Origin of the sequence: Chryseobacterium sp. PET-29, assembly GCF_025736815.1 — a bacterium.
Taxonomy (GTDB): Bacteria; Bacteroidota; Bacteroidia; order Flavobacteriales; family Weeksellaceae; genus Chryseobacterium; species Chryseobacterium nepalense.
The window spans coordinates 2,792,715-2,811,363 of record NZ_CP107053.1 but is presented as its reverse complement, the minus strand read 5'-3'; the positions used below and the strand labels follow the sequence as shown (position 1 = coordinate 2,811,363).

Sequence of the window (18,649 nt, the reverse complement as noted above, 5' to 3'; positions counted from 1 at the left end):
TAGATTCTGCCTTTCGTCAGAATCCAAAAAAAGGATAACCGCTTCCATCCCTATCGCGATGGGGCATGTCAACCTATTTATCACTAAAAAATCAACAATGAAAATCTATAAATTTTTATCATTATTCTTTATTACCTTCACTTTGTTTACCCTATCATCATGCAGCAGAAATGAAGATGATGAGGTAACAGATTCCACTCCGGGAAATCTTCAGCTAAAATTCGAAAACGGATTCAATAATCTTGGAGATGTAGTTTTGAACCAAACCACCCAAACTTCCGTTAACGGACAAAAGCATCAGTTTTCCACCCTGAAATATATAATCAGCAACATTACTTTAATTGATGAAAAGGGAAGTGAGTTCAAATATCATTACAACGATCCCGACAACGGAGCATTTATCGTAGATCAGGCAGAAGCTGTTGCCGGAATCAATTACATCAACCTGAAAGAAATTCCTAAAAATAATTACAAAAAAGTAAGAATCGGTTTAGGCATCAGTCAGTCGGCTTATCTTTTGGGACAAAGCGGACAAGGGATTTTCTGGCAGAAAGCGAAAACTGCGGGAATGGCTTGGTCTTGGGCTGCAGGATACATTTTCACAAAACTGGAAGGCAGATACGGAACATCTTCGGCAACCACAGAATTTATGAACCATTGCGGAAATATGGGGGATACTTCTGCCAACAATACGCCAGATCTTTACCGTGAAATTATCCTTGATTTTCCTACAACAGCAAGAGTGTCTGAAGAAATTACTCCTTCCGTTCATATTCTGGCGGATCTTAATCAATATCTGAGTGGGCAAACCACTTTAACATTGGATAGTTCCAACAATATGGCAATGGGATCGAACCAGCATCTCGTGAATGTGACGAACAATATTTCAAAAATGTTTAAAGTAGATCACGTTCACAATGATTAGTTTTTTAAGATCATCCAAAAGAGGGCGTTCCGGCTCTCTTTTGATTTTACTGTTTTTTACAGCTTTTGTGTTGATATCATGCACGGACAATGAGGTTATTGAGCCTTTGCCTAAAGACGAAGCTTATCGTCTCGACAAACCATCCGGTTTTCCTGAAATGACTTTCGATAGCACAGGAAACCCAATTACCGTAAATGGAGTTGCATTAGGAAAAAAGCTTTTTTATGAAGGAAAATTATCCAGAAACAATACCATTTCATGCGGTTTTTGTCATATTCAGGAAAATGCTTTTACCCATCACGGCCACAATATAAGCCACGGAATTGATGACCGGTTGGGAATGCGCAATGCCCCGCCAATCCAAAATATGGCTTTTTTGAAAAATTATACCTGGGACGGAGTGAGCCATAATCTTGATGAAAGATCTTTGGTTCCGATCACCACTGATTTTGAGATGGACAGTTCTCTTCCTGAAGCAGTAGCAAAGCTAAATGCTGATGCGAATTACAAAAAAATGTTTAAGGCAGCATTCGGGGATGAAAATATTACCGGTGAAAAAATTCTCAAAGCCATTTCCCAATTTATGGCAACCATGATTTCTGCCGATTCAAAGTACGACCGGATGAAAAAAGGAAACGCCGTTTTCACTGCTGATGAAAATCAGGGGATGGCTTTGTTTCAGAATAAATGTGCGGCTTGTCATTCAGGAGATCTGTTTACTGATGAAAGCTATCGGAATACGGGGATGTATTACAATTCGCAATTTAATGACAGAGGAAGATATCGTGTAACCCTGGATTGGAATGACAATATGAAATTTCGTGTTCCGAGCTTAAGAAATGTAGAATACACCGCGCCGTATATGCATGACGGAAGATTTTACAGCTTAGACGCAGTGATGAATTTCTATTCTGAAAACGTAGAAAATCAACCCAACCTGGATCCGTTGCTGAAACAAAACGGGCACATCGGAATTCCAATGACGTCTTTGGAGAAACAGAACATTATTACTTTTCTAAAAACTTTAAGTGATAAAAATTTTATAACCAACCCCAAATTTGCAGAATAATAAAATCATGAAGGAGATATTTTTAACATTGGGTTTAACCGCAGGTTTTTTTAGCCAGGCAAAAGAAATCCATGATAGTGTATTGATTCCTAAAGAGCTCAGCCCAATTTTTTTTAATGATTGTGATGCGTGTGGCTGTGCCGCAGGAAATGGATCTTCCGGCTTTGAATCTTTACTGAATCCTCAGTTCATCGGGGTTAAATATTTTGCACAGCATTACAGAGCGAAAGAAAATTTATTTGTCAATAATCTTACGCAGGATCAGTATTTCAATACGCTTCAGCTTTGGGGGAAAATTCCGGTTGCTAAAAATATAAGTGTGTATGCAAGTATTCCTTTTCAGTTTCATAACAAAAAAACGTTACAGGGAGATATCAGAATTGATGGAATAGGAGATGCAAATGTGATGGGAATTTATCAGCTACTCAATTCCAAAGATTCTTCCCACCAGCTAAACGGAGGTTTGGGTGTGAAAATTCCAATTGGAAGATTTGATGAAAAAGGAATTACAGGCGTAAATCCGAGTTTTCAACTGGGAACGGGAAGCTGGGACTATCAGATGGTTCTGAATTATAAATTTCAGAAAGATAAACTGGCGGTGCTGCTGAACACAGATTATACTTTGAAAACTGAAAATAATAAACATTACCGTTTCGGAAACCAATGGAATTATGCGGCGGCAGGATTTTACAAGCTCTGGAAAAACGAAAGCGGCATTCTTTCCGGAAAATTCGGAATGCAGGGTGAAGTTTACGACTGGAATAGGCAATTTGGAGAAATAATGCCCAAAACCGCAGGAAGTGCTTTGTACGGAAAGCTTGGTTTTGAAGCTTCGTATAAAAAATTTAGTTTGGGCAGTGAAGTGATGCTTCCTGCCTACACCAATCTTGCCGGAGGCGACATTGAAGCAAAATCAAGGTTCAGTATCTTCCTGAATGTTGGGATTTGAATGTAATATCTATATAACCTTTACTTTAATGGTGGAGGTTATTTTTTTTACGCTGCCGTTTGATTAAAATAGATTCGTCATATAAAAGAAAAAGAGATTCAATTTTTTGAATCTCTTTTAAGTAGCCCGTAGGGGAATCGAACCCCTCTTACCAGAATGAAAATCTGAGGTCCTAACCGATAGACGAACGGGCCAGCTATCTTCTACTATTGCTAGTATGTTAGTTTTTTTGTTTTTATAAGTATCAACTCTTATTAATTACCAGGTTAGAATAGTAATTAAATTTTGTAGCCCGTAGGGGAATCGAACCCCTCTTACCAGAATGAAAATCTGAGGTCCTAACCGATAGACGAACGGGCCAACTATACTTATTAAGCTAGTTTATTAACGTGCTTAGTTAATTTGCTTTTTAAGTTAGCAGCTTTGTTTTTGTGGATAATATTTTTCTTAGCTAATTTATCCAACAAAGCGATAACTTTTGGCAATTGCTCTGTAGCAGCAGCTTTGTTTTCTTCATTTCTTAACACCTTCATTGCTGTTCTAGCAGTCTTGTGGTAGTATCTGTTACGAAGTCTTCTTACTTCGTTTTGTCTAATTCTTTTTAATGCTGATTTATGATTTGCCATATCGTTCAAATGTGAGTGCAAAAGTAAAAACTTTTTTTTTATCTGCCAAATTTATCTTTAAAAATTTTTAATTTTCTTCTGATAAATATTTTCGGAGTTTTCCTATTGCCTGTTCTATTTTAATATTCTCTTCTTCTCTTTCTAATTTTTTGATGGTTGCGGTAAGCATGGCCATCGCGTTGTTCCATTCTCCAGTGGTGTTGGTGAAGGTAAGTCCGTCAATCGTTACTGCAAAATCGACTCTTTCTTCTGTCCTGTAAAGTCTGAAACTTATTTCATCATCATTGCCTGTAATCCCGTCTTCATTGATTCTTAAATCGTAACTTTTTGGGTTAGAGTGGATTTTTTTGAAAAGCAATTTCGCTTCCTGTATTTTTAAATCCGGCATGATATACATTTGTGGCTTTGAAAGAATAACTATTCTTTTTTAAAGCGGTGCAAAGATAATATTTTTTTCTTTTCAACAAAATGCCTCTGTCTATTTTTGGGTGTTTTTTAAGATAAATAATTCATAATGTGTATCATTTTTTTAATAGGATTATTGGGTTTGGAAAGTCGTCTGATGGTAAAATGAATTATAAGTAATAAAATTGAATGATGAAAATGAATGTAATTATTTATCTAATTACAGTCAAAAAAAATCTCCAATCTTTACAGATCAGAGATTAATTGTATGTCGTAGCCTATAGGGGAATCGAACCCCTGTTGCAAGAATGAAAATCTTGAGTCCTGACCACTAGACGAATAGGCCAAATTTTGAGGTTGCAAAAGTAGTTATTAACTTTTTAACTTCAAAATTATATTGCTTTATTTAGCTACTTTTTGGATGACCGTATTCTTAATGCCTTTATTTTCAAGATCTTTCTGAAGTTTTACTGCATCTTCCAGTGTCTGTACTTTTCCATACGTATAATAGAAAACACCGTTTTCCTTATTTCGTTCTACGTCCTTCAGGTTTTGCAGGATAAATGAATTTCCGTTCAGTTTATCACCTGCATACACTTCAATTGTGTAGTATCCTGTATTCAGCTTTTGATTCGGCATAAAACCTACCGCATATGCATTTCGGAATCCCGCATCTTTAGCTGTTTTGATATTAATATCCCGCACAGAAGCCAGATTTGTGACACCGTAATAGTATTTATACTGTCCGTTTTCCTTAATAGGAAGAATGTAGTTTAATCCTTTTAATGCAGGGTCTCCGTCGTTGTATTTTGTTGGAGAGCTTAGAAGTAAAATTCTGAAGTCATTTTTCAGGGCAACTTCCACAGGTTTTTCCGGTTCCGGTTTTTTCGTTGATGCAGCATATCCTGATTTACGGTCCACCGCTTTTTTGTAATCAATAACCGCTCTGTAAATACTTTCTGCAATTTCATCCTGTCCTTTATCTGAAGCAAGGTAATGGCTTTCTTCGGGATGGTTGATAAAACCAGTCTCAATAAGAACGGAAGGCATCGCATTCATACGAAGAACGTGCAGGTTTTTCTGGAAAACACCACGCGAGCTTCTTTTGTCTTTATTAACAAAGTTGTCTTCCACAAGACCGCCCAGAAGCAAGCTGGATTCCAGGTATTTGCTTTGCTGAAGTTTCAGTGCAATCAGGGATTCCGGTGAACTCGGATCGTAAGAACCGAAGGTCTGTTTGTCTTTTTCGTCAAGAAATATCACGTCGTTTTCCCTTTTGGCAACTTCAAGATTAGTGTCATTCTGGTCCGGCCCCTGTACAAAAGTTTCCGTTCCGTAGGCGGTAGGCTTTTTGGAAGAGTTGCAATGTATTGAAATAAAAAGATCCGCTTTGCTTCTATTGGCAAGGTTGGTTCTGTCCGACAATGAAGGGTATTCGTCTATTTTTCGGGTATAAATTATTTTGAAATCTTTATTTTTTTCGAGCATTGCTCCAACTTTTAAGGTAATGGCAAGCGTGATGTCTTTTTCAGCAATCCTGCCTATATCTTCATAAGTTCTGTTAGCCCCATGGTCATTTCCCCCATGTCCTGCATCCAGAACAATGGTGAATTTCTTTTGCGAAAAAATAAAGTTGATCGAAAGAAGAAGGAGAAATGATAAAATTATTTTAAAATTTACTTTGTGCATCCTACAGTTTTAAAAATTATATTAATTTTGAGCCTTAATTGTATATAAATAAATATAACAAATAAATTGGTCAAAACCGTCTCCAAAAATATATTACAAATTTTAATTATCCTAATTTTTAACAATTTTTTAGCACAGGAAGCTCCCGAAAAATTGACTAAAAATACGGTTAATGATACTATTCCCAAACAAGATACTGTTGTTCTGAAGAAAGAGCCTCTCGAAAGTGTTCTTCAGACCAAAGCAGATTATAACCGCCGGGATTTTCAGAAAAAAATGATTTATCTGAACAAGAATGCACAGGTAAAATACCAGGATGTTCAGATCGATGCGGATTATATTTCCATCGATGAAACCAAAAGTCTTATGTACGCGCGCGGGAAGCAGGATTCTTTGGGAAGATATATCGAGCCCGCTGTTATTACACAAGCCGGTAAAAAATATGAAACCGACGAGTTTCAGTACAATACAAAAACAAAAAAGGCTATCGCATTTAATGCCAGGACCGAGGAAAATGAAGGGGTCATTGTTGCTGAAAAGACAAAGAAATATAATGATTCTGTTTTCGCCATGAGGCGGGCTGATTATACAACCGATGATTATTTCATTAAAAAGAAAGATACTACGGCAGACTATTTTTTGCGTGCTTCCAATATTAAACTGGTTAAAACAAAAAATAAATCTTCTATCATCTCAGGACCTATTCAGATGTATATCGAACAGGTTCCGACTCCGTTAATCATGCCATTTGCGATTTTGCCGTTCTCAGACAAAAGGTCTGCAGGAATCCTGATTCCGAGTTTCGGGGAAAGGCAGGATGTCGGCTTTTTCCTGAACGGACTGGGATACTATCAGCCGATTGGAGAGCATTTTGACCTTAAGATTCTGGCCGATATTTATACAAAAGGAAGCTGGAACCTACGCCCGGAAATGAACTATGTCAAGAAATACAGGTATTCCGGAAACTTCTCCGCAGATATCGGAACGGCGGTGCGCGGAATTAAAGGATTGGATGATTACGGAAAAACAAGTACCTACAGAATTGCGTGGAGACATACTCAGGATACCAAATCAAATCCGTTTCTTAATTTTTCTGCGTCGGTAGATATTGTGAGTACCAAATTCTACAACAATACCCTGAACAACAATTATATTTTAAATCAAAACGTATTAAATACCCAGCAAAATTCAACCGTAACGGTTACTAAAAGATTTTTGAGATTACCGGCAACCATTACAGCAACAGCATCTTATTCCCAGAACTTTGCTACCGGATTGTCAGATCTTCGTCTCCCGCAGATGAATGTGGCAATTAATCAGTTTTATCTTTTCGGCTCTAAAACAGGAACAAGAACAGGATTGCTGGAAAATATCACGGTAAATACTGGAATCAACCTTACCAATTTTGTTCAGACGGATGAAGGAGAACTTTTCAAAGCGGCGATGTGGGATAAATTGCAGACCGGACTGAAAAATAATATTGCCTTAGGAACCAATACCACCATCGCGAAATATTTCACATTCAGTTTAGGAGCTAATATCGATAATGCTTTAACGACTAAAACTGTTAGAAAATATTATGATCCTATAGCCAACAAAGCTATTACGGCAACCGATAAGGGAGTTGCGGGATATTCTACTTTTTCAACGACGGCGAGTATTCAGACTACTTTATATGGGCAGGCAAATTTCAAGAAGGGTTCTGCAATTGAGGCTATCAGGCATATGATGACGCCAAGCATCGGGTTTACCTATTCTCCTGATTTCGGAGGTTCCGGTTTCGGGTATTATAAGAATTATTATGATGCCAACGGAGCTTTAACGCCTTATTCTATTTTTGAAGGCGGTATTGTAGGAACGCCAAGCAGTGGAATGGTAGGCGCGCTGGGATTCAATATCGGAAACAATATTGAAATGAAGGTGAAGTCTAAAAAAGATTCTACGGGAGTAAAGAAGATAAAAATTTTCGAATCTTTAAATCTTTCAGGAAATTACAATTTTGCCGCAAAAGACCATCCTTTTTCCATCCTTACCATCAACGGGCAGTCTTCATTCTTTGATAATAAATTAAGCGTAAACACCAGCTTATCATTAGATCCGTATAAAATCATTTATCTTCCCGGACAGGATGCCGGAATCAGAACGGAAGAACTGGGAGGTTTCAGCGTACAGGGCTTTAATGTTCAGCTGTCTTATCCTTTAAGCAGCGAAATTTTCGGTGAAAAAACAGATTATTCCAAAAAGTACCAGTCGAAAGGGGAGGTGAGAAATGAGAATTATTATTTTGATGATGATAATTATGCTCATTTTGATCAGGCCTGGACCCTGAATGTAAATGCGAATTATGCTTACACAAAAAGCTATGCTTCAAGAACGCCCACGAGATTAGCTTCTGTAGGGCTTGACGGAAGTATTAAGCTCACACCGTTTTGGAATATTAATGCAAGTACTCACTATGATATGGTGACCAAACAATTGGCATATACCAGGATTGGTTTCGCAAGGGATCAGCGAAGTTTTACCATCAATTTTAACTGGGTACCTTTCGGGCAATATAAGGTGTATGATTTCTTTATCGGTATCAAAGCCAACATCTTAAGTGATGCACTGAAATATAAAGACAGAAGTTTTACACAGCCGAATGCACCATTCTAGCATTAGATTTGATATTTGATTATAGAAATAGAATATAAATTTTATATTTGCACCCAAAATAAATTCTAATGAAAAAAATAATCAACACTGTAAATGCTCCTGCAGCAATCGGACCTTATTCACAAGCCAATATGGCAAACGGAATTTTATACATTTCGGGTCAGATTCCTGTAGATCCTGCAACAGGTAAATTGGTGGAAGGAATTGAAAAGGAAACACATCAGGTAATGAAAAATCTTGAAGCTATTCTTACGGAAGCAGGAATGACATTTAAAAATGTGGTGAAAGCAACCATTTTCCTTAAAAGTATGGATGATTTTGCAGTAATGAATGATATTTATGCATCTTATCTTGATGCAGAAAGCTTCCCGGCTCGTGAAACAGTACAGGTTTCCTGTCTGCCGAAAAATGTGGATATCGAAATTTCTATGATTGCTCATCAGGATTAATGAATTTTATAAGAAATACAATTGCGGTTATTGTAGGTCTGGGAATTGCCGGGCTTATTATTACTCTTGGGATAAGGGTGTTTCCGCAATGGATTACTTTTGAAGCTTTTGCTCCCTTTGAGCATTGGGAAAGATTTCTTCAAAGCATGCAGAATGATGATGCATTCTTTGGTTTTCTTTTGTTTATTTCAGGACTGGGAACAACAGTAGGAGGCGTTGCTACGGCGATGATTGTAAAATATGCGAAGGTGGCTTATGCTATTCTAATCGGTTTCATCATGTTATTTCTGGCTATGCTGGATATTATTATTTTCCCGTATCATCCTACCTTCTATAAAATTTCCATTTTCTTAACTTTTTTTCCGTTTTCATGGATAGGAGGAAAGATTGTAGAAATTATTTATGAACGTAAGAATAAAAGAAGAATTTCCGAAAAAGTAAATCAATCATAAAAACATAAAAAAACGCTGCCAACGGCAGCGTTTTTTATTGATATGAATGTGAATATTTGTTAAGGCATTTTAAATCCTCTGGTATAAATCTGTCCGTAAGCATCCACAAATTTTACCGATACATTCCCTGAATATTTATCAAGAATCTTTTCTACATCTTTTTGCGAATTCACAGGCTTGCCATTAACCTCAATAACAATATAGTTGTCTACGATTCCTATCTTAGCAATCTCGCTTCCTTCTGTGACATTTGTCGCAATTACGCCACTATTTAATCCGTAATCTGTTTTAAATCTCTCATCAAGAGGTTTGAATTCAGCTCCGATTTTTTCTGTAACACTAAGGTCTGCTTTAGTTCTTGTTGAGGTTCCGCCTTTCTGATCTTTCAGCGTTACGATAGTCATGTTTTCTTTTCCGTTTCTTACATAAGTTACCGAAACTTTATCACCAGGACGTTTGCTTCCGATAGCTATTGATAAATCTGCAAAATCCGTTATTGCCATATTATCTATTTTTGTAATAACGTCACCAACTTTTATACCTGCATCTTCAGCCCCACTGTTGTCTCCGAACCCGGTTACATATACTCCTGAGCCAGCTTTGATATTGGTTTTTTTCTCTTTATTATAAGCAGCTACCTGCATGTCATTGGATAAATCTAATGACTGTACGCCCAGGAAGCCTCGCTGTACAATACCGAACTTCTTGATATCTTCAATAATTTTTCTTGCTAAATTGGATGGAACGGCGAAACCGTAACCCTGATAATATCCTGTGGTAGACTGTATTGCAGAGTTGATACCGATAAGATCTCCGTTCGTATTCACCAAAGCACCTCCTGAGTTTCCGGGGTTAATGGCTGCGTCGGTTTGGATAAAACTTTCAATAGGGTTGGCTGCTTTGCCTTGTGAGCTTAAAATTCCTATACCTCTTCCTTTTGCAGAAATAATTCCGGCCGTTACGGTAGAATTCAATCCAAGTGGATTTCCTACGGCAAGTACCCATTGTCCAACTTCAATATTATCTGAATTAGCAAAATTCAGGTAAGGAAGCCCTTTTTCTTCGATTTTTAGTAAAGAAATGTCGGTGTTTGGGTCAGTGCCGACTAGAGTAGCAATGTAAGATTTTTTATTACTTAAAACGACCTCGAGTTTATTAGCTCCTGCCACAACGTGGTTGTTTGAAATAATATAACCATCAGGAGAAATGATTACTCCGGAACCCATTCCTGAAGGCATATTATCAGGAACCTGTTGTTGCTGTCGTTGTCTTTGCTGTCCTCTTCCTCCGAAAGGATCCCCGAAAAAGAAATCAAATAAATCCTGCTCGGAAGCTCTGTTAGCCGTTCTGGACTGGTAATTTTTAATGGTTACTACGGCAGGAACAGTAGTTTTTGCCGCTTTCACGAAATCATCGCCCACAGCAGATGAATTCATCCCAGCAAAGGTAACATCAGAAGCGGATTTGGTAAAGTATGACTGGTCCGCACTGTTGGAGTCATGATTAAAATATTGTAAGGTTCCAACGGTAGTAGCTCCTGAGATCACTCCTACTACAGCAAATGGTAATAGCTTTTTTAAAGTACTCTTCATTATATATCTTTCTTATTTAATTATTATGTGAACTTTTCATTATTGTTGTGAACAAATTTAATGCTAAATAAGTATGCACTTGGTATGTAATGTTTTAATTTTAACTAAAATTTAACAGCAATTGTAATACTTTATATAGTTTCCTGTAAATTTGAAATCTTAATTAACGAAACTTAAAAAAAACTTAATGACATTATGACATATGGATGTCTTTATTGTCATAAAGTTAAATTTAATTGAGTATTATAAAACCAAAACAAATACCACATCACCGGCCGATATGACAATTGTTATTTTTTCAATAGTTAGAAAATAATTATCTTTGCAAAAATTTTCTCACTTAAAACGTTTATAGCATGCAACTGTACAACACCTTAAGCGCAGAAGAAAGAGCTCGACTTATAGATGAGGCCGGAAAAGAGCGTCTTACATTATCTTTCTATGCGTATGCCAAAATTGAAGATCCCAAAAAAATTCGTGACGATTTATTTGTCGCCTGGAATGCACTGGATGCATTAGGACGGATTTATGTTGCTCATGAAGGTATTAATGCTCAGATGAGTGTTCCTGCGGATAATTTTGATGCATTTCGTGAAACGCTTGAGGCCTATGATTTTATGCGGGGTATTCGTCTTAATGTAGCAGTGGAGCAGGATAATCATTCATTTTTAAAATTAACCATCAAAGTCAGAAATAAAATCGTTGCCGATGGCCTGAACGATGAAACTTTTGATGTTACCAATAAAGGCGTTCATTTAAAGGCAAAAGAATTTAATGAATTGCTTGAAGATCCTAATACGATTGTTGTAGATTTCAGAAATCACTATGAAAGTGAAGTAGGCCATTTTGAAGGGGCCATCACGCCGGATGTTGAAAACTTCAGAGAAAGCCTGCCTATTATCAACGAACAACTACAGGATTTCAAAGAAGATAAAAACCTCTTGATGTACTGTACCGGAGGAATTCGTTGTGAAAAGGCAAGTGCCTATTTCAAGCATCAGGGTTTTAAAAATGTTTTCCAGCTGGAAGGAGGGATTATTGAATATACCCGCCAGATTAAAGAAGAGGGGATTCAGAGTAAATTTATCGGCAAAAATTTTGTGTTTGACCACAGGTTAGGTGAGCGAATTACCGACGATATTATTGCACAGTGCCACCAGTGCGGAAAACCGTGTGACAACCATACCAATTGTGCAAACGATGCCTGTCATTTATTGTTTATTCAATGTGACGAGTGTAAGACGGCGATGGAAAACTGCTGTTCCACAGAATGCCAGGAAACAATTCATATGCCATGGGAAGAACAGGTAAAACTGAGAAAAGGACTGCAGGTTGGAAATAAAGTTTTCAGAAAAGGTAAATCCGAAGCATTGAAGTTTAAAAAGTCAGGTGATTTACCGGATGTGCCTTTAGCAAAAGCAGCAAAACCTGAAACAAAGGATATCCGCCAGAAAATCAAAATCAAAAAAACATTGATCGGAAAAGCAGAGCATTACTATTCAAAATCTAAAATTGCCCAGTTCTTAATTGAGAATGGTGAGCTTACTGTAGGAGATAAGGTTTTAATTTCCGGGCCTACAACAGGGGAACAGGAAGTGACAATATCTGATATTTTTGTTAACGGAAATTTTAACAATCTGGCAAAAGCTGGAGATCAGATTACTTTCGAGCTTCCTTTCAGAGTTCGTTTATCGGACAAATTATATAAAATTACCGAGTAATGTTTTAGGCATTGAAACTCCGTAGAGTTTTATCTGTGTAGAACAAAGAGTTTTGAAAATAATAAAATGGCGCTCCGTTGGGGGCGCTATCTTTTTTATAAATTTAACTATGAAAAAATCTGAGCTTAGAAAAAAATATTTGGAGAAGAGAAAGCTTTTATCTGATGAAGAAATCTTTCAGAAATCTGAAAATATCTTTAAAAATTTTATTGAATATTTCAAACCTTTACCGCAGCAAAAAGCACACATTTTCATTCCTATTAATAAATTCAGGGAAATGAATACCCGGTTTTTCACAAGTTATTTTTTTAGTCGAAATATCAGGGTATTCGTGCCTAAGATAGTTGATACAATGCTGATTTCTGTAGAAATTTTTGAGGATACGGCATTCTCTTTAAATCAATGGGGTATCTTGGAGCCTGTTAGCAATGAGGATTCAGGGATTACAGATTTTGATTATGTAATTACCCCTTTGCTGTATGCTGATAAAAACGGCAATAGAGTAGGATACGGAAAAGGTTTTTATGATGATTTTTTCAGAAATATTTCTGCGGAATCAAAAAAAATCGGAGTTAATTACTTTAACCCCGATGAAAATATCGATGATGTCCGGGAAGAGGACATTTCTTTGGATTATCTGGTTACACCTACCGATATACTGTCTTTTTTTAATAAAGGATTGGAATAAAAGTTCAGAAAGAAAAATTTAAACTCCTTTTTTGTATTCGGTGTGGAAACAAGAATGTATTGTGCATTTTTCTCAAATGTTCCCAACGTTTTATTCTTATTGTCGAAATATTCTACACTAAATTTTGCAAAATCCAGCGTATCCTGATTATAGATGTCTTTATATACTTCCAGATTATTAACCTTAACGGTTTTTACCTTCAGGCTGTCCAGCTCATGAAAAAGATTTTTGAAAGTAAGACTGTCAGGTTTATGAAAATAGCTCTGCATCTGGGAATAGATCAGGGTATCAATTTCCGTATTTTTATTTCCGGATAAATACAGTGTTGACAGGTCAAGAAGTTCCTGAACCTTTTGTTTGGTAATGTAATTAATAGCCTGTGCGCTATCCATCTGTACTGCAGGATAGGTTTTGGTATTATTGCTGTTTCGAAGCTTGTCCAGGTCACTTATTTCAGTTTTTTTGTTGTTACAGGAAACAAATGCAAGAAGCAGAACTGTAAATATTAAAAAGTTATTTATTCTTTTCATCTGTTGCAATTTTAAATTTGATGGAGATGATTTTTCCGTTATTGTCTTTTTTCATTTCAATAACACTTAAATTTTTCAGGGATGTAGTAGGGGTTGTTACCAGAGTAATATATTTTTGTTTGTCCAGCCTTTCTATTCCGTAGATATTATTGTCATAAATTTGGTAAATAACAGCATTACTGCTGATGAGGCTTTCCAGCTGATTTCTTTTTCTTTTGAGTTCCTCAGGATCTCCATTAGCATCTTTAATAGAGAAATAATAGGCAGCCATCTTATAGTCATCCGGTTTCAATTCAATAATTTCTTCATCCGGTGCGTTTTCCAGGCTTCTGTTGATTTCCAGGTACTCATAAAATGGTGAGCTGATCTGCATTTTCAGATTCTTATCCTTTGTAGAGTAATAAAAACATTCTCCAGGCTTGATTTTATAAAGAATCGGGGATTCGTTTTCCTTGATCACTTTAATTTCGATGGTGTTTACAACACCAACCCCTCTGTCTGCATCAGTGAAACAGTATTTATACGTTTTTGAAAAAATAACATCTTTGAATCCCAAAAGCCCTGTAAGAATTACCAGAACAGAGGTTACAAGAGCCCATACGTTTTTTCGAACGAAGCTTTTCTTTGGTTTCGACTCATTGGTACTGATTGCGACAGGCGATTCCTGTTTTTGGTTAATTATTTGATTTTCAGTGATTGATTTTTGTAAATCTGTATTTTCAGGTGCTTTTCGGTCCTGTTTTTGAACTGAAATTTCATCTGCTGAGAAAACAGGGGATTCTGAAACTGTTTTTTCAATTTCAACAAGATCTTCATCGGTAATTTCTTCGTCATCCTTTAGAAATTCTCCGGCAAAAAGGTGTTGCTTTTTGAATTCGTACCAAGACTCATAACCCGCATAAATACTCAACAAATTAAGCATATCAATTCTGGGTAATTTGGTAACGGGTGAATTTTTAAAATAGGTATAAAAAGATTTTTCGCTGATGTTTCCTTTCGCTTTTTTGCGAAGGTCTTCCTGAAAATAAATGATATCAATTCCCTTCCATTTAGAAATATCATCATAGGAAGGGGTATGTTCTTTCAGGTATTGAGCCTGTACATCCTTTTTCAGCTGCTCAAAGTGTAATAAATCTAAATCAGTCAATTTATTTTAAAATAATTAAATTATTGATTATCAGGTATATTTATTTGTAAATCTATTTTACAAAGGTATTACAATTATTTTTCTTAAACAAATTTTCTATCTGCTATACCTTTGTCTCGTTCAAATAACCGAACAGAGAAAAGATTTTATAAAACAATATTAACAAAATTAAATTTAATTTATTATGAAAAAGTCATTATTCGTAGCTGCTATCGCTGCTATCTCTTTAGTTGCTTGTAAAAAAACTGAAACTAACTCAACTGACGCTGCTAAAGATTCAGTAAACGCTACTGCTGATTCAGCTACTACAGCTATCGATTCTACAGCTGATGCTACTAAGGATTCAGTAAACGCTAACGCTGAAGCTGCTAAAGATTCAGTTAAAGCTGATGCTAAAGTAGCTAAAGAAGAAGTTAAAGCTGAAGCTAAGAAAGAAGAAGCTGCTAAATAATTAAAGCACGCTTTAAAAATAAAAGAACCGCTCACTCAGTGATGCGGTTTTTTTATGCTCAAAATTCTCCAATATGGTAATACTGCAGTTATCAAACTGTTTTTTGTCTCAGTGCTTCATAGCAGGTAATAGCTACGGCATTACTCAGATTAAGTGAATCGATGCTTCCTGTCATAGGAATGAGGGTGTTTTTTCCTTTTCCTATCCAGAAGTCACTCAGGCCAGAATGCTCCGTTCCAAATACCACAGCTGATTTCTCTTTGAAATCTCTTGTATATAGATCCTTTGAACTTTCATCCATAATGGTAGTATAAATTTCATAGCCGTTTTTATTCAGGAACTCTAAAGTCTCCTCATTTGCTGCCTGAAAAACGTTCATTCCGAAAAGACAGCCTACACTCGATCTTATGACATTGGGATTGTAAAAATCTGTTTTTCCGTCGGAAACAATAAGTCCGTCAATCCCAAAAGCTTCACAACTCCTTAAAATGGCGCCTAAATTTCCGGGCTTCTCAACACCCTCTACCACAATGATCGTAGAATCTGCTTTAGGCTTAAATGAAAATAAATCGGTTTCTTTTGTTTTATAAACCCCGATAATTCCTTCTGAGCTTCCGCGGTATGCAATCTTTTCATACACTTTTTCGCTTACAAGATGAATTTTACCTTTTGGAAATTCTTTCTGAAAGATATTTTCACATATGAAAAACTCTACAGGTTCAAAACCGAAGGTTTGTGCCCTCTCATTTTCCTGCAGTCCTTCTACGGCAAAAACTTCCGACTTTTTACGAAATCTGTTGTCGGTAAGGAGTTTAGTAATGTGTTTTACTTTTTCGTTCTGAAAACTTTCTATTAACATGTTTGCAAAATTATGTAAAATCTTTTTAAGATCCCTCTGATAAATGCGCCTTAAGATTAAGCTCCGGCCGAAGGCCGGAGCTTAATCTTAAGGCTATATTGAAAATTTACTCCCCGGAAATATCAAGATGTACCTGCGAGCTGTCGATAAGGCTCTGAGGGAGTTCTTTTTTGTTTTTTATCCCCAGCTGCTTAAGTTTTTGAGTTTGTATTACCAGATTGTCATTTCCTGTAGACAGCTGTTTAAAAGCATCATTATAAACGTTTTTCGCCAGATCAAGATTTTTACCTACTTTTTCCAGATTATCGATAAAACCGACAAATTTATCATACAGCCGGGCGCCGCGGTCTGCGATTTCCATAGAGTTCCGGTTTTGGTATTCACGTTTCCAGAGATCGGAGATCAGTTTTAGGGAAGTGATCAGATTACTTGGATTCAATAATAAAATCCGTCTTTCGTATGCATAATTCCAGAGATCCTGGTCTGCCTGCATAGCTGCAATATAAGCCGGTTCGCTCGGAATGAACATCATTACGAAATCAAGAGATTTCCCGTAATCATCGTAAGCTTTCTGGCTCAGTTGAGTGATATGGTTTTTGATGGATGACAGATGCTGGTTCAGTTTTATACGATATACATCATGATCGGCTTCATCCACAAGCTCAGTAAAAGCGGTAAGAGAAACTTTTGAATCAATAATTACATTTCGTTCATCCGGATATTTTACCACGGCGTCAGGGCGCATTTTCTTACCGGAGAATTCTGAAAACAATGCTTTATTGTCTTCGTCTCTGAGCTCGTGTTCCAGGAAATATTCCCTGCCTTTTACCAGCCCTGATTTTTCAAGGATGCTTTCAAGGATCATTTCTCCCCAGTTACCCTGCGTTTTGCTTTCGCCTTTCAAGGCACGGGTCAGTTTTTTGGCATCTTCTGAAATTTGCTGATTCAGCTCGGCGAGTTCTTTAACTCTTTCTGCCAGTGAAAAACGCTCTTTATTTTCTTTTTCATAGGCTTCATTAACACGGTTTTTGAGATCAGTAATTTTTTCCTGAAAAGGCTCCAGGATGGTTTTGAGATTATGCTGATTCAGAGTGGTGAATTTTTCTGCCTTTTCTTCTAAAATTTTATTGGCGAGATTCTCAAACTGCAATTTGGATTCTTCCTGAATTTTGGTTATTTCCTGTTTTTGGGTTTCAAGAGATTTCTGTAAGCTTTCATTGATAGCAGAAATTTCAGAGTTTTTTGCAAAGAGTGCCTGTTTCTCTGTCAGAAGACTTTCGATCTGGGAAGTTTGCTTTAAATGTATTTGTTTTTGCTCAGTAAACTGGGTGTTCAATAAGGTGTATTCTGCTGAAATTTTTGCAAATTCATTTTTTAAGTCATTCAAAAGGTCGGTTTGCTGAAGGGTTATTTCTTTATCATTCATGATTTGTAGATTCAGCTCCTGGATTTTGAGATTTGAATTTTCCAGATCAGAATTACTTTTGATATAAAGATTATTCAGTTCGTCAAAGGATTTTCTTGAAATCATTGACGATTTTAAGGCAAAATACTGAATGACAGACCCGATAAATCCGCCTGCGATACATCCTAATATTAAATATGTGATCTCCATTTTTCAAAATTACAAAAAGCAAAGCTGATTTCTTTTGCGGGAAACCGTAAGTTTTAATTCGGGAATAAAATTTTAAATAGTATTTTATTAAAAGGTTTTACAGCTCGTTTCAAAACGTATATTTGTACTGTTATTATTGCATCCGTTTAATTTAAATATTCTTTAATGAAATTCTTAAGTATTGCAGCTATTATGTTTTCAGCCGTATTGTCAGCACAGGATTTTGCCAATTATGCTAAATATGAAAAACAAAATCAGGAAATTTTATCCCAAAATATTGCTCCGAATACGGTTTTTATGGGTGATTCCATTACAGAGGGCTGGTTTTCTACAGATCCGTCATTCTTTACAAAACATAATTTTGTAGGGAGAGGAATCAGCGGGCAGGTTACTTCGCAGATGCTTTTGAGATTCAGGGAAGATGTTATTAATCTGAAACCGAAACGCGTAATTATTCTTGCAGGAACAAATGATATTGCAGAAAATCAGGGGCCGATTTCCCTGGATAAAGTATTTGGAAATATTGTTTCAATGGTAGAGCTTGCAGAAGCAAATAACATTAAAGTTGTTTTATGCTCTCTTCTTCCTGCATATGATTTTGGGTGGAGAAAGGATATGCATCCCGCAGAAAAAGTAATTGCCCTCAATAAAATGATTGAGAATTACGCCAAAAAGCGAAATATTCCCTATATAGATTATCATTCCGAAATGAAAGACTCACGGAACGGACTCGATAAAATTTATACGGAAGACGAAATTCATCCTACCGCAAAAGGCTATGAGAAAATGGAATCTATTCTGATTAAAAAATTAGGAATAAAATAGTC

18 protein-coding genes and 3 tRNA genes are annotated in these 18,649 nt (G+C 36.5%); 10 read left to right on the top strand and 11 right to left on the bottom strand.

Annotated features, from left to right (window positions below):
* The first annotated feature begins 97 nt into the window (after positions 1-97).
* From ODE14_RS12655 to ODE14_RS12645, 3 genes are read left to right on the top strand one after another with little or no spacing between them, the layout of a single operon-like run.
* Positions 98-925: an MbnP family protein gene (locus ODE14_RS12655; RefSeq protein ID WP_263601683.1), complete on the top strand. Its 828-nt coding sequence runs from the start codon at positions 98-100 to the stop codon at positions 923-925.
* Positions 918-1,994, top strand: a complete 1,077-nt coding sequence (locus ODE14_RS12650) for a cytochrome-c peroxidase (protein WP_263601682.1) — start codon at positions 918-920, stop codon at positions 1,992-1,994. The genes ODE14_RS12655 and ODE14_RS12650 overlap by 8 nt, the downstream gene beginning before the upstream one ends.
* A 7-nt stretch (positions 1,995-2,001) precedes the next feature.
* Positions 2,002-2,943 carry a transporter gene (locus ODE14_RS12645; RefSeq protein WP_263601681.1) on the top strand — a complete coding sequence of 314 codons (942 nt, stop codon included), beginning with the start codon at positions 2,002-2,004 and terminating at the stop codon, positions 2,941-2,943.
* Between the two features lie 122 nt (positions 2,944-3,065).
* On the opposite strand, the gene ODE14_RS12640 is transcribed toward ODE14_RS12645, so the two are convergent.
* The 6 genes from ODE14_RS12640 to ODE14_RS12615 form a co-directional block, all read right to left on the bottom strand.
* Positions 3,066-3,137: transfer RNA gene (locus tag ODE14_RS12640), tRNA-Glu, on the bottom strand.
* A 94-nt stretch (positions 3,138-3,231) separates the two neighbouring features.
* Positions 3,232-3,303, bottom strand: a tRNA-Glu gene (locus ODE14_RS12635).
* Positions 3,304-3,314: 11 nt separating this feature from the next.
* Positions 3,315-3,569, bottom strand: a complete 255-nt coding sequence (rpsT, locus tag ODE14_RS12630; protein ID WP_072883895.1) for a 30S ribosomal protein S20 — start codon at positions 3,567-3,569, stop codon at positions 3,315-3,317.
* A 67-nt stretch (positions 3,570-3,636) separates the two neighbouring features.
* Entirely contained in the window at positions 3,637-3,957 is a 321-nt protein-coding gene (locus ODE14_RS12625) for a hypothetical protein (RefSeq protein ID WP_263601680.1), read from the bottom strand.
* 291 nt (positions 3,958-4,248) lie between these two features.
* A tRNA-Glu gene (locus tag ODE14_RS12620) sits at positions 4,249-4,320 on the bottom strand.
* Positions 4,321-4,376: 56 nt separating this feature from the next.
* On the bottom strand, positions 4,377-5,663 hold the full coding sequence (locus ODE14_RS12615) for an N-acetylmuramoyl-L-alanine amidase family protein (protein WP_263601679.1): 1,287 nt from the start codon (positions 5,661-5,663) through the stop codon (positions 4,377-4,379).
* Between the two features lie 66 nt (positions 5,664-5,729).
* Between ODE14_RS12615 and ODE14_RS12610 the strand changes: the two genes are divergently transcribed.
* The 3 genes from ODE14_RS12610 to ODE14_RS12600 all read left to right on the top strand — a co-directional run bounded on the left by ODE14_RS12610 (position 5,730) and on the right by ODE14_RS12600 (position 9,219).
* Positions 5,730-8,318, top strand: a complete 2,589-nt coding sequence (locus tag ODE14_RS12610) for a putative LPS assembly protein LptD (RefSeq protein ID WP_263601678.1) — start codon at positions 5,730-5,732, stop codon at positions 8,316-8,318.
* Positions 8,319-8,386: 68 nt separating this feature from the next.
* A complete protein-coding gene (locus ODE14_RS12605) occupies positions 8,387-8,767 on the top strand; it encodes a RidA family protein (RefSeq protein WP_029297852.1) in 381 nt (126 codons plus the stop codon).
* Positions 8,767-9,219, top strand: a complete 453-nt coding sequence (locus tag ODE14_RS12600) for a hypothetical protein (protein ID WP_248390098.1) — start codon at positions 8,767-8,769, stop codon at positions 9,217-9,219. Before ODE14_RS12605 ends, ODE14_RS12600 begins: the two co-directional genes overlap by 1 nt.
* A gap of 59 nt (positions 9,220-9,278) precedes the next feature.
* Here the strand turns inward: ODE14_RS12600 and ODE14_RS12595 are convergent, their stop codons facing one another.
* Positions 9,279-10,811: a trypsin-like peptidase domain-containing protein gene (locus ODE14_RS12595; RefSeq protein WP_263601677.1), complete on the bottom strand. Its 1,533-nt coding sequence runs from the start codon at positions 10,809-10,811 to the stop codon at positions 9,279-9,281.
* A gap of 356 nt (positions 10,812-11,167) precedes the next feature.
* On the opposite strand from ODE14_RS12595, the gene ODE14_RS12590 reads away from it, so the two are divergent.
* Together ODE14_RS12590 and ODE14_RS12585 are read left to right on the top strand one after the other, a co-directional pair.
* Positions 11,168-12,532 (top strand): rhodanese-related sulfurtransferase, encoded by a 1,365-nt coding sequence (locus tag ODE14_RS12590; protein WP_263601676.1) that lies wholly within the window; start codon positions 11,168-11,170, stop codon positions 12,530-12,532.
* A 109-nt stretch (positions 12,533-12,641) separates the two neighbouring features.
* Complete coding sequence (locus ODE14_RS12585) at positions 12,642-13,220, top strand: 5-formyltetrahydrofolate cyclo-ligase (protein WP_263601675.1); 579 nt, start codon at positions 12,642-12,644, stop codon at positions 13,218-13,220.
* Here ODE14_RS12585 and ODE14_RS12580 read toward each other — a convergent pair.
* The gene (locus tag ODE14_RS12580) at positions 13,166-13,750 is read right to left on the bottom strand and encodes a hypothetical protein (RefSeq protein ID WP_263601674.1); all 585 of its coding nucleotides are present in this window, start codon (positions 13,748-13,750) and stop codon (positions 13,166-13,168) included. The genes ODE14_RS12585 and ODE14_RS12580 overlap by 55 nt on opposite strands.
* The gene (locus tag ODE14_RS12575) at positions 13,734-14,897 is read right to left on the bottom strand and encodes a hypothetical protein (RefSeq protein WP_263601673.1); all 1,164 of its coding nucleotides are present in this window, start codon (positions 14,895-14,897) and stop codon (positions 13,734-13,736) included. Before ODE14_RS12575 ends, ODE14_RS12580 begins: the two co-directional genes overlap by 17 nt.
* Before the next feature lie 184 nt (positions 14,898-15,081).
* Here ODE14_RS12575 and ODE14_RS12570 point away from each other — a divergent pair, with 184 nt between their 5' ends.
* Positions 15,082-15,348, top strand: coding sequence for a hypothetical protein (locus tag ODE14_RS12570; protein WP_263601672.1), 267 nt, complete (start codon positions 15,082-15,084; stop codon positions 15,346-15,348).
* A 91-nt stretch (positions 15,349-15,439) separates the two neighbouring features.
* Here the strand turns inward: ODE14_RS12570 and ODE14_RS12565 are convergent, their stop codons facing one another.
* Positions 15,440-16,207 (bottom strand): TrmH family RNA methyltransferase, encoded by a 768-nt coding sequence (locus ODE14_RS12565; protein WP_263601671.1) that lies wholly within the window; start codon positions 16,205-16,207, stop codon positions 15,440-15,442.
* A 106-nt stretch (positions 16,208-16,313) separates the two neighbouring features.
* Positions 16,314-17,822 carry a DNA recombination protein RmuC gene (gene rmuC / locus ODE14_RS12560; protein ID WP_263601670.1) on the bottom strand — a complete coding sequence of 503 codons (1,509 nt, stop codon included), beginning with the start codon at positions 17,820-17,822 and terminating at the stop codon, positions 16,314-16,316.
* A 165-nt stretch (positions 17,823-17,987) separates the two neighbouring features.
* Between rmuC and ODE14_RS12555 the strand changes: the two genes are divergently transcribed.
* Positions 17,988-18,647, top strand: coding sequence for an SGNH/GDSL hydrolase family protein (locus ODE14_RS12555; protein WP_263601669.1), 660 nt, complete (start codon positions 17,988-17,990; stop codon positions 18,645-18,647).
* Positions 18,648-18,649 lie beyond the last annotated feature (2 nt).

What these genes read in the sequence shown, in the direction of transcription:
- ODE14_RS12655 (WP_263601683.1), top strand. Translation starts at nt 98, where the DNA reads ATGAAAATCTATAAATTTTTATCATTATTCTTTATTACCTTCACTTTG.
- ODE14_RS12555 (WP_263601669.1), top strand. Translation starts at nt 17,988, where the DNA reads ATGAAATTCTTAAGTATTGCAGCTATTATGTTTTCAGCCGTATTGTCA.
- ODE14_RS12580 (WP_263601674.1), bottom strand. Translation starts at nt 13,750, where the DNA reads ATGAAAAGAATAAATAACTTTTTAATATTTACAGTTCTGCTTCTTGCA.
- ODE14_RS12600 (WP_248390098.1), top strand. Translation starts at nt 8,767, where the DNA reads ATGAATTTTATAAGAAATACAATTGCGGTTATTGTAGGTCTGGGAATT.
- ODE14_RS12615 (WP_263601679.1), bottom strand. Translation starts at nt 5,663, where the DNA reads ATGCACAAAGTAAATTTTAAAATAATTTTATCATTTCTCCTTCTTCTT.
- ODE14_RS12590 (WP_263601676.1), top strand. Translation starts at nt 11,168, where the DNA reads ATGCAACTGTACAACACCTTAAGCGCAGAAGAAAGAGCTCGACTTATA.
- ODE14_RS12565 (WP_263601671.1), bottom strand. Translation starts at nt 16,207, where the DNA reads ATGTTAATAGAAAGTTTTCAGAACGAAAAAGTAAAACACATTACTAAA.
- ODE14_RS12645 (WP_263601681.1), top strand. Translation starts at nt 2,002, where the DNA reads ATGAAGGAGATATTTTTAACATTGGGTTTAACCGCAGGTTTTTTTAGC.
- ODE14_RS12570 (WP_263601672.1), top strand. Translation starts at nt 15,082, where the DNA reads ATGAAAAAGTCATTATTCGTAGCTGCTATCGCTGCTATCTCTTTAGTT.
- ODE14_RS12650 (WP_263601682.1), top strand. Translation starts at nt 918, where the DNA reads ATGATTAGTTTTTTAAGATCATCCAAAAGAGGGCGTTCCGGCTCTCTT.
- ODE14_RS12625 (WP_263601680.1), bottom strand. Translation starts at nt 3,957, where the DNA reads ATGCCGGATTTAAAAATACAGGAAGCGAAATTGCTTTTCAAAAAAATC.
- ODE14_RS12585 (WP_263601675.1), top strand. Translation starts at nt 12,642, where the DNA reads ATGAAAAAATCTGAGCTTAGAAAAAAATATTTGGAGAAGAGAAAGCTT.
- ODE14_RS12605 (WP_029297852.1), top strand. Translation starts at nt 8,387, where the DNA reads ATGAAAAAAATAATCAACACTGTAAATGCTCCTGCAGCAATCGGACCT.
- ODE14_RS12595 (WP_263601677.1), bottom strand. Translation starts at nt 10,811, where the DNA reads ATGAAGAGTACTTTAAAAAAGCTATTACCATTTGCTGTAGTAGGAGTG.
- rmuC (WP_263601670.1), bottom strand. Translation starts at nt 17,822, where the DNA reads ATGGAGATCACATATTTAATATTAGGATGTATCGCAGGCGGATTTATC.
- rpsT (WP_072883895.1), bottom strand. Translation starts at nt 3,569, where the DNA reads ATGGCAAATCATAAATCAGCATTAAAAAGAATTAGACAAAACGAAGTA.